This window comes from Xanthomonas sp. SHU 166 (assembly GCF_000364685.1).
GTDB lineage: Bacteria > Pseudomonadota > Gammaproteobacteria > Xanthomonadales > Xanthomonadaceae > Xanthomonas_A > Xanthomonas_A sontii.
The window spans coordinates 1-1,721 of the sequence record NZ_AQOJ01000978.1 but is presented as its reverse complement, the minus strand read 5'-3'; the positions used below and the strand labels follow the sequence as shown (position 1 = coordinate 1,721).

Annotated in this window: 3 protein-coding genes and 1 pseudogene; all 4 read right to left on the bottom strand. The window is 72.3% G+C overall.

Translation table 11 applies throughout. From position 1 onward, the window contains the following. A pseudogene (locus tag D180_RS23585) lies at window positions 1-107 on the bottom strand (acyltransferase); the annotation flags it as partial. After that, window positions 104-391 (bottom strand): hypothetical protein, encoded by a 288-nt coding sequence (locus D180_RS21815; protein WP_017914445.1) that lies wholly within the window; start codon window positions 389-391, stop codon window positions 104-106. The gene D180_RS21815 and the pseudogene D180_RS23585, both read right to left, overlap by 4 nt. Before the next feature lie 9 nt (window positions 392-400). After that, window positions 401-1,150, bottom strand: coding sequence for a 1-acylglycerol-3-phosphate O-acyltransferase (locus D180_RS21810; RefSeq protein ID WP_043091533.1), 750 nt, complete (start codon window positions 1,148-1,150; stop codon window positions 401-403). Between the two features lie 55 nt (window positions 1,151-1,205). Further along, the coding region (locus D180_RS21805; protein WP_017914443.1) for a hypothetical protein at window positions 1,206-1,721 on the bottom strand (516 nt) is incomplete at its 5' end.

Here is a 1,721-nt window from a genome sequence, read left to right as displayed (position 1 = left end):
AGCAGCAGGCGGCCGACGGCGCGGCCGCCGTAACGGGCGATGCTGCGGATCAGCCACAGGGCGAAATGGCCGCCGCCTTCCGGGCGGTGCTTCCAGCCGGCGCTCACGGCGCCGCCTCGGCGTTCAGCTCGCCGCTGACCAGCAGGTCCTCGCCGCGCAGCACGCGGAAGCGCCAGCGCGGCGCGGCGCCGTCCAGTTCCACCCGCGCCGGCTGGCCGGGAAACAGCGGCTGCACGAACTTCACCTGCGGCAGGCGCAGGGGGGCGCGCGCGCCATGCGCCGCCTCGACGGCCTGCAGCACGTGGTCCAGCACCACGACGCCGGGCACCACCGGGCGGCCCGGGAAGTGGCCGGGCAGGCTGGGATGATCATGCGGTACGACGAATTGCATACGGGCGACTCATATCCTGGGTTCGAGCATGGCACGGACGGCCTGGTGCGCGCGCTGGGTCACTTCCTGGCGGTTCAGCGGGCCGTCCTCGCCGTTCACCCGGATCGGCGTGCCGATCCGCACCCGGATGACGCCGGGCCGGACCCGGAACAGGCTGGTCGGCGGCAGCACCTTGCCCGCCCCGTCCAGCGCCACCGGCACCACGTCCACCCCGGCGTCGATCGCGGCCTGCAGCAGCCCGGCCTTGAACTCGGCCAGTGCGCCGCTGCGGCTGCGGGTGCCTTCCGGGAACAGGCACAAGTCCTGGCCACGGCGCAGCAGCGCCGCCGCCTCGCGCCGCATCATCGCCCCGGCGCGGCGGCTGTCGCGGTCAAGGAACAGCATGCCGGTCGCGCGCGCATACCAGTTCACGAACGGCACCTTCAGCATCTCGTCCTTGAGCAGGAAGCGCAGCGGCACCGGCAGCGCCATGAACAGCGCGCAGATGTCGATGATCGACTGGTGGTTGCTGACGAACAGGTGGTTGCGCGACCAGTCCACCCGCTCGCGGCCCTCCACCTGCAGCCGCGCCCCGGCGCCGAACAGCAGCACCGGCGCCCAGAAGCGCGCGCCCATGCGCAGCGGCAGGCGCGGCCCGGTCAGCCACAGCAGCACCAGTGCGACGACGATGCCCAGCGCGGTGTGCGCCAGGGTGAACACCAACTGCAGGGCGTTCCACACGGCCCAGGCCATGCGCGAAGGCATCCCAGCCTGCGGCAACTTGCTGTTTTCCTTGATGATCTGCACGACCCTTGCGTCCCCTGCACTTCGCGCGTCAGCGCAACAGATCGCGCCAAAAAACCGGCCCCAGCCGCGCCAGCCGGTGCAGGAAGTCGGGCAGATTACGGTAGGGACGCTGCGGAAACCAGCGCCCGCGCAGCAGGTACTCGCCGACGAAGAAGCCGCCGATGACCCCGTAGCCCAGCAGATTGGCGAACAGCGAGGCGCGCGCATCGCTGATCGGCAGCGGCGAGGCCAGGCCCAGCTGCGCCAGCACCCCGCTGGGCTGGGCGCACAGCGCCAGCAGCAGGTTGAGCAGGGTCAGCCCGACCAGCAGCAGGGTCCAGGCCAGGGTCAGGCGGCGGGTGTAGCGCAGTTGGTCCGGGGTGATCGGCATGCCGGCCTGCCGGTACAGGGCCTCGACGATGCGGGTGATCAGCGGCGTGCGCCCGCGCTGCAGGCTGCGCCCGAAGAACCAGGCCACCCAGGCGGTGAACAGCACCGGCGGCGCGGCCAGCAGCAGCAGGGCGTGCGGCGAGCGCCACAGCGGCACCAGCGCCGCGGTCGCGGC

Coding starts and splice junctions, on each gene's coding strand:
- D180_RS21815 (WP_017914445.1), bottom strand. CDS start 391: ATGCAATTCGTCGTACCGCATGATCATCCCAGCCTGCCCGGCCACTTC.